General features: G+C 65.0%; 1 pseudogene. It reads left to right on the top strand.

Annotation, left to right across the window (positions count from 1 at the left end):
• Window positions 1-5,097: pseudogene (locus tag BFP90_RS04890) on the top strand (hemagglutinin); the annotation flags it as partial.

Raw genomic sequence — 5,097 nt, 5'->3', positions numbered from 1 at the left:
ACCGAAGTGGCGGGGCAGTCGGCCAAGGTCATCGTGGCCAACCCGTACGGCGTGACCTGCGCCGGTTGCGGCTTTATCAACACGCCCAACGTCACCCTGACCACCGGCAAACCCATCATCGACCCGACCGGCCAGTTGAAAAGCTACCAGGTCGATGGCGGCGCGGTGACCATCGACGGCGAAGGCCTGAACGCCAGCAACGTCGACCGCTTCGACATCATCACCCGCTCGGCCAAGATCAACGCACAAATCAACGCCCGCGAACTCAACGTCATCGCCGGGCGCAACGACGTCGATGCACAAAGCCTGAAAACCACCGCCCGCGCCGATGACGGCAGCGCCAAACCCGAGCTGGCGATCGACTCGTCGGCCTTGGGCGGCATGTATGCCGGCGCGATCAAATTGGTGGGCACCGAGGCCGGTGTGGGCGTGAAGCTCGACGGCACCCTGGCGGCCAGTGGCGGCGATATACAGCTCGACGCCAATGGGCGCCTGAGCATGGCGCAGACCGCTGCCAGCGGCGCAATTAATGTCAAAGCCGCCAGCCTTGACGCCCAGGGACCGATTTATGCCGGTACCGCCCTGGAGGTGCAAACCCAGGGCGATCTCAACAGTCGCAAAAGCCTGGCCGCACGTGACCGCATTGCGCTGTCCAGCGGCGGCACGCTGACCAACGCAGACATCATCGAAGCCGGCGTCAACGCCGATAACACCCGCAACACCACAGGCGACGTCAGCCTGCGCGGCCAGGCCATCAACAACAACGGCGCCAGCGTGATCGCCAGCCGCAGCTTGAGCGTCGATTCCCAGGCCTTGAACAACCAGGGCGGCACCCTCAGCGCCCGGCAAGGCGCCCGCGTGACGGCGGCGGCCGTCGATAACCGCAACAACGGACGAGTCCTCAGCAACACCGCGCTGGCTATCGACGCCGGCGCGCTGCAGAACGGCCAGGGCGGATTGATCGCCAGTAACGGGCCGCTGACTGCCACGCTGGGCACGGTGCAAAATACCGGCGGCGAAATCTCCAGCCTGGACACTGCCAACCTGACGGTGACCACCCTGGACAACGTCGCGGGCCTGGTCACGGCGGGCAAGGCGTTGAGCCTCAACGCCGGCACGCTCGACAACCAGAACGGGCGCGTCACCAGCCAGGGCGTTCTTCACCTCACCGGTAATCGCCTGGACAACCGCCAGAAAGGCCTGGTCGCCAGCACCGGCGGCGTGCAGATCGACGTCGCCAACATCGACAACCGCAACGGCGAGCTCTCCAGCCGTGCGGGCGTGGCGGTGAACGGCACGCAACTGGATAACAGCGATGGCGGCCTGGTAGTGGCCGGCACTGGGCTGAACCTGAACGTCGATCAATTGCTCAACCGCAACCAGGGCCTGATCAGCAGCGAAGGGCTGCTCACCGTGACCACGGGCACCCTGGTCAACCGTGGTGGCGCGCTCTCCAGCGCCGGCCCGCTGAGCATCGGCGCCCGTGACGCGGTGGACAACCAGGGCGGGCGCCTGGTGACTGACGGCACCCTGACCCTGACCAGCGCAAGCGTCGACAACAGCCAACAAGGCACCCTGAGCGCGCGCCAGGCCGCGCACATCAGCACCGCCGACCTGAACAACCAGCAAGGCGGGCAGATCACCAGCGCGCAGGCCCTGACCCTGGACCTCAACCGTGGTCAGTTCAACAACCAGAGCGGGCTGATCAACGCGCCGTTGCTGATGCTCAACAACCTCAAGGATGTGCATAACCAGGGCGGCGAGATTTCCAGCAGCCAGGCCTTCACACTCACCGCCGACAACCTCGATAACAGCAGCGGCAAACTGCTGAGCAACGCCGCCCTGACTCTGCGCATCGGCCAGGCCCTGGCTAACGTCAAGGGTATGATTGCTGCGGCTGCGGTTGACGCAAGCGCCGCCAGCCTGGACAACAGCGGCGGCACCCTCACCAGCCGTGGCGACACCCTGCTCAACGTGAGCGGCCCATTGGCCAACCAGGCCCAGGGCCTGATCAACGCAGCCAACCTTCTGAGCATCAATACCGCGAGCCTGGCCAACCAGAACGGCTCGCTGCTGGGCAGCGCGATTGCCCTGGACTTCGGCACCGCCACCGGCGACCTGAACAACACCGGTGGCCTGATCACCACCGCCGGCAACCTGAGCATCAACCACCTGCGTGACCTCGGCAACCAGGGCGGCGAACTCTCCAGCGCGCAAACCCTGAACCTCAAAGGCCGCACGTTGAATAACAGCAACGGCAAGCTGATCAGCAATAACCTGTTGGTGCTCAATGCCGAAAACCTGATCAACCAGAATGGCCTGATGTCCGGCTGGCAGGGTTTGACGGTCAGCGGTGCGAACCTGGATAACCGTAACGGCGGCACCTTGTCGAGCCGATACGGCGACCTCAATGCCACGCTGACCGCCAGCCTGCTCAACAGCGCAGGCGGCGCGTTGGTCAGCCAGAAAGCCTTGACCGTCAACGCGGGCGAACTGGACAACAGCAGCAAAGGCGTACTTTCCAGCGCGGCCGGGCAGACGCTGACCGTCGGCGGCTTGCTGAACAACGCCCACGGCGGCGTGATCGACAGCGGCGCGGCCTTGGGCCTGAACACGCAAAACCTGGACAACAGCGCCGGCAGTATCAGTGGCGGCACCGCCACCACCCTCGACCTGCTCGCCACCCTGACCAACACCAACGGCAAACTGGCCAGCGGCGGCCCACTGCTGATCAGCCGCGCGGCGCAGATCAACAACCAGGGTGGCCAGATCGCCAGCCAAGGCTTGTTGACCCTGCTGACCGGCGGCCTGGACAACCGCAACCGTGGCACCCTGGCCGCCAACGAACGCTTGAGCCTGACCGCCGGCGGCCTGGTGCAGAACGGCAACGACGGCTTGATCTACAGCCAGAACGCCGACCTGCTGCTCAGCGCCAACCGCCTGGACAATGGCAAAGGCACCGTGCAAAGCCAGGGCGCCATGACCGCCAACGTGGCCGACACGCTGGATAACCAGAGCGGCAAACTGATTGCCCAGGCCGGTGACTTGCATGTCAACGCGGCCAGCCTCGACAACCGTGGCGGCACCCTCGCCAGCCTCAAGGCCGCACTGCAAACCCAAGTGGTCGGCGTGCTGCGCAACGGTTACGACCTTAATAACAACCGCCAGGGCGGCGTGATGCAGGGGCAAAGCCTCAACCTGCAAGCCGGCAGCGTAGACAACTACGGCGGGCGCATCGCGGCGCAGGGCGGCAACGCGTTGGTCACCACCGGCAATTTCGACAACCGCAACGGCGGGCTCTATGCCAAAGGCCTGATGCGCGTGGTCGGGCATGACTTCGATAACAGCGGCGACAACGATGGCCAGATCGCCGGCCAACAGATCGACCTGGATCTCAGCGGCGCGTTGAATAACCGCCTGGGCATCATCGAAAGCGAATCCACCCTCAAGGTCCGCGCCGCCAGCCTGGACAACCAGACCGGTCGCCTGCGCGCACTGGGTAACAGCGGCACCACCGAGTTCGCCATTGGCGGGCTGTTCGACAACCGCAACGGCGTGCTGGAAGCGGCCAACACCAACCTGACCCTGGACGCCGACCGCCTGCAGAACCTCGGCGGCAATGTGCTGCATGTGGGCACCGGCACCTTCGGCATCGCGCCGCGCAATCTCAACGATGTAGGCGGCAGCCTGGTCACCCGTGGCGACCTGACCATCGCCCAGGACACCTGGACCAACAGCAGCGTGATCCAGGCCGGGCAACTGACCGTCAACGTCAACAGCCTCGAACAGACCGCGACCGGTCAATTGCTCGGCGCCCGGCGCTTTATCGGCAGCGGTGGCAACTGGTCCACCAACGGCCTTATCGCCAGCGACGGCGACCTTGACCTGAGCCTGAGCGGCGCGCTGAACAGCAGCGGGCGCATCAGCAGCCTGGGCAAACTGAACCTGACCGCCGCCCAGGCCAACTTGAGTGACACCGCCAGCATCGCCGGCGGTGGCGTGACCCGCGCCACCCTCAGCGGCACCCTGAACAACCGCGGCCGCCTGACCTCGGCCACCGACCTGCTGATCAACGCGGGCGCGCTCAACAACTTCGCCACGCTCGGCAGCGGGCAAACGCTCACGGTCAACACCGGCGCATTGCTCAACGACCACGGCCTGATCTTCAGCGGCGCCGACATGAGCCTGCGCGTGGCGTCGCTGAACAACAGCTACGGCGACCTCTACAGCATGGGCAACCTGAGTGTCGATCGCGACGGCAAGGGCGGCCTGGCCGACAGCATTATCAACAGCTCATCGAGCATGCAGAGTGATGGTGACCTGACCCTCACCGCCGCCACAATCAAGAATGAACGTGCGGTACTGACCGTCAACGATGCGGGTGTCTACACCGCCTCGGCCACCGAGGGCGCGTGCATCAAGTACGTCAACGCCGGTGACTGCAAAGCAGGCGGCACCCCGCGCAACTACGTGTGGGAGTTGCTGACCCGCGACAAGCTGGAAGTGACCGCCGCCAGTGCCGGTTCGAGTATCACCGCCGGGCGCAACATGACCCTGGCGGGTGGCGACCTGCTCAACAGCAGCAGCTCGATCGCGGCCGGCGGTAACTTCACCGCGCGCCTGAACAACCTGGTCAACACCGGCATCGAAATCGGCGAGACCGAGACCTATCGTCTTTTCACGTCAGAGCGCACCAAGCACCCTGGACGCTGGTTCGATGCAGCCGCCGCACTCACCAACAAATACTGGTACAAAAGCGCCGGTTACAACCCCAATGACCTCGGCGGCCTTGAGGCCACGGTGGCCAACTTCATCGGCATGATGGAGATCGAGCGCACCCAGTTCGGCAAAGTCACCAAAATCGCCAGCGATGATCAGCGTTACGCTGCCGTGATTCAGGCTGGCGGCGCGGTGGACGTCAAGGCGCAGGCCGGTATCGACAACAGCGTGGTGCGCCCGGGTTACACCTACATCGGGGCGGGTGCAAAAACCACCACCGGCGCAACCGGCGCCAGTGCCGCCAACGGTTACTCGACCCGCGTCACCCTCAACGCGCAATTGCCTGCGGACCTGGCCCAGCAGCAGATCAACCCGCTG

Source organism: Pseudomonas sp. 24 E 13 (assembly GCF_900004715.1).
Classification (GTDB): Bacteria; Pseudomonadota; Gammaproteobacteria; order Pseudomonadales; family Pseudomonadaceae; genus Aquipseudomonas; species Aquipseudomonas orientalis_A.
This window is presented reverse-complemented; position numbering and strand designations above follow the sequence as displayed.